Source organism: Cellulosimicrobium cellulans (assembly GCF_001722485.1).
In the GTDB taxonomy this organism is placed as follows: domain Bacteria; phylum Actinomycetota; class Actinomycetes; order Actinomycetales; family Cellulomonadaceae; genus Cellulosimicrobium; species Cellulosimicrobium cellulans_A.
In genome coordinates, this window is sequence record NZ_LWGL01000263.1 from 1 (window position 1) to 2,662 (window position 2,662).

Below are 2,662 nucleotides of genomic sequence, written 5' to 3' on the forward strand. Positions count from 1 at the left end.
GGCTCGTCGCCGGAGGGCGGCGTGGTCGTGACCTCCACGGGCGGCTCGGAGGTCGTGCCCGGCGTCTCGCCAGGACTCGGCAGCCCGGAGTCGTAGACGCCGCCGAGCGCGTCGGCGTGCCGGCGCGCGAAGCCGGCGGTCTCGCCCAGCAGGGCCTGCACGGCCGGGTCGGCCACGGCGGGCGCGGCGTCGTCCGCCAGCTCCGCCACCGCCAGCGCGTCCTCGACGGCGGCGCGGCGCACGACCTCGCGGGCGTCGGGGCTCGGCTCCGTGGGCGCCGGGGTCTCCAGCCGGAGGCCGCACCCGGCGACGACCGTCGTGACCGCGACGAGCAGGGCCGCGAGGGCCGTGCCGGGGCGGTGACGACGCGGTCCGCGGGCCGTGGGGCGTGCCGCTGCCGGACGTCCGCCGGCCGGTCGTGCGGCGTCCGCCGCGGTCGCGTGGGGTCTCATCGGGGGCGATGATGTCATGCCCGGGGCACGCGAGTCGTTACGCTGGTCCCTGGTCAGCAGTCAGCACAACAACACACCGGTCGTATCCGTGCCCGGCGTGGGAGCGGACGGGAGTCGAGTGATGGCAGGGCAGGCGGGCGGGCAGCCCGGCAAGGGGTCCGGAGGGGGCGCCGCCGAGGCGCTCCGCGAGGGCGTCCGACGCGGGATCGAGCCGGTGGTGCAGGAGGCCGGGCTGTTCCTCGAGGACGTCACCGTCTCGCGCGCGGGCGCCCGGTCGGTCGTCCGCGTCGTGCTGGACCTTCCCGAGGACGCCGAGGGCAGCCTCGACCTCGACACGGTGGCCGAGGTGTCGCGCCCGATCTCCGCCGCGCTCGACGAGGTCGACGTCCTCCCGGGCGCGTACACCCTCGAGGTCTCCACGCCCGGCACCGACCGCGCGCTCACGGAGCGGCGGCACTTCCGCCGCGCCCGGGGCCGGCTCGTGCGGCTCGTCCTCGCCGACGGCACCGCCGTCGAGGGGCGCCTGCGGGACGTGGACGACGCCCTCCACCTGGAGGTCGCCGGCGCGCGCGGGCGCACCGAGGAGCGCGCCGTGCCGCTCGAGCAGGTCGTGCGCGGCCACGTGCAGGTCGAGCTCAAGCGCGCCCTCGACGCGGACCTGCCCGAGCTCGACGACGCCGCGGCGGCCGAGACCGACGCCGACCACCGGACCGCCGGCCGCGGTCCCGACGACGAGGAGGCCTGACCGATGGACATCGACATGAGCACGCTGCGGCTGCTCGAGCGCGAGAGGGACATCAGCCTCGACGTGCTCGTCGCCGCGATCGAGCAGGCGCTGCTGTCGGCCTACCACCGCACCCCCGACGCCTACTCCCGGGCGCGGGTCGAGCTGGACCGCCGGACCGGCCACGTGACCGTGTGGGCGCGCGAGGAGCTGCCCGCGCCGGAGACGGACGACGAGGACGCCCCGCGCGGCCCCGTCGAGTACGGGCCCGAGTTCGACCACACCCCGGCCGACTTCGGCCGCATCGCGACGTCGACCGCGCGCCAGGTGATCGTCCAGCGCCTGCGCGACGCCGAGGACGACCAGATCCTCGGCACGTTCCGCGGCAAGGAGGGCGAGGTCCTCGCGGGCGTCATCCAGCAGGGCCGCGACCCGCGCGTCGTGCTCGTCGACGTCGGCGGCACGGAGGCGGTGCTCCCGCCGCACGAGCAGGTCCCGACCGAGGAGTACGTGCACGGCGAGCGCCTGCGCGCCTACGTGCTCGAGGTCGCCCGGGGAATGAAGGGCGCCCAGATCACGTTGAGCCGGACGCACCCGAACCTCGTGCGCAAGCTCTTCGAGCTCGAGGTCCCGGAGGTCGCCGACGGGTCCGTCGAGATCACGGCGATCGCCCGGGAGGCGGGGCACCGCACCAAGGTGGCGGTCCGCTCGACCGTCCCCGGCCTCGGCGCCAAGGGCGCGTGCATCGGCCCGATGGGCTCGCGCGTGCGGGCCGTCATGGCCGAGCTCCACGGGGAGAAGATCGACATCGTCGACCACAGCGACGACCCGGCGCGGTTCGTCGCGAACGCGCTCTCGCCGGCGCGCGTGTCGTCGGTCACCGTAGTCGACGCCGAAGCCCGCGCCGCCCGCGTGGTGGTCCCGGACTTCCAGCTCTCGCTCGCGATCGGCAAGGAGGGGCAGAACGCCCGCCTCGCCGCCAAGCTCACCGGCTGGCGCATCGACATCCGCTCCGACGAGGGCGGCCCGGACGCCACGCCGTCCGGTGGGCACGAGGCCGTCGGGGGCGCCGCTCCCGCAGGTCGCGGGCCTGCCGACCGGTAGGGCACGGGTGGTACGGTCACGTTCGACGGGGCAGCGCGCTAGACTGTCCCCGACCGGGCCGCGAGCCCGCACGACGACCATGCCCACGGACACCCTCCCGGACCTCCCGGGGACAGGACCCGTCCGGACGTGCGTCGGCTGCCGGGAACGCGACCTGAGATCCGTCCTCCTCCGTCTGGTCGTCGACCGGTCCGGCACGAGCACCGACGAGCCCCGGCTCGTGGTCGACGCCGGGCGGTCGCTCCCAGGGCGCGGCGCCTGGGTCGAGCCGAACAGCGCCTTCTCGGTCTCGGTCGACGGCGGGACGACCGCGCCCTCCTCCGCCGACATGGTCTCGGCCGACGTCATCGCGCCGACGACGAGCGCGCCGCCGTCGGCGGTC

At 76.1% G+C, this 2,662-nt stretch carries 3 protein-coding genes and 1 pseudogene; 3 read left to right on the forward strand and 1 reads right to left on the reverse strand.

Annotation, left to right across the window (positions count from 1 at the left end):
• Window positions 1–452: pseudogene (locus JZ5iCDA_RS16710) on the reverse strand (hypothetical protein); the annotation flags it as partial.
• Window positions 453–573: 121 nt separating this feature from the next.
• Here JZ5iCDA_RS16710 and rimP point away from each other — a divergent pair.
• The 3 genes from rimP to JZ5iCDA_RS16725 form a co-directional block, all read left to right on the forward strand.
• Entirely contained in the window at window positions 574–1,197 is a 624-nt protein-coding gene (gene rimP, locus JZ5iCDA_RS16715) for a ribosome maturation factor RimP (RefSeq protein WP_083260116.1), read from the forward strand.
• Window positions 1,198–1,200: 3 nt separating this feature from the next.
• The gene (gene nusA, locus JZ5iCDA_RS16720; RefSeq protein ID WP_069388149.1) at window positions 1,201–2,280 is read left to right on the forward strand and encodes a transcription termination factor NusA; all 1,080 of its coding nucleotides are present in this window, start codon (window positions 1,201–1,203) and stop codon (window positions 2,278–2,280) included.
• 79 nt (window positions 2,281–2,359) lie between these two features.
• Window positions 2,360–2,662 (forward strand): YlxR family protein (locus tag JZ5iCDA_RS16725; protein WP_139123195.1); only part of this gene is annotated, 303 nt, incomplete at its 3' end.